Source organism: Delftia sp. ZNC0008, assembly GCF_000799035.1.
Lineage (GTDB): Bacteria > Pseudomonadota > Gammaproteobacteria > Burkholderiales > Burkholderiaceae_C > Comamonas > Comamonas tsuruhatensis.
Window position 1 is genome coordinate 1 of record NZ_JTKZ01000478.1, and the last position, 310, is coordinate 310.

Annotated in this window: 1 pseudogene; it reads right to left on the minus strand. The window is 71.3% G+C overall.

Annotated elements, in window-relative coordinates:
* Positions 1–310: pseudogene (locus L995_RS16230) on the minus strand (MFS transporter); the annotation flags it as partial.

The window sequence follows — 310 nt, forward strand, 5'->3', positions numbered from 1 at the left end:
CCGCGTAGCATCACGGCCAGCGTGGACCAGAACGCGCTGAAGGCCACCGACAGCAGGCCCTGTGCCAGTGCCGCGCGGCGCAGCGCAGGCTGGCTGCGCCACAGCTGCACCATGGAGCCCAGCAGCGCGCCATAGCCCAGTTGCGTGGTGGGTTTGAAACTGGGCAGCCCGCGCCACAGGGCCACCCCCAGCAGTGCCATGGCAGCGGCGGCCAGCAGGTAGACGCTGCGCCAGCCCCCATGCTCGGCCAGCAGGCCGCTGACCACGCGCGACAGCAAGATGCCCAGCAGCAGCCCCGTCATCAACGCGG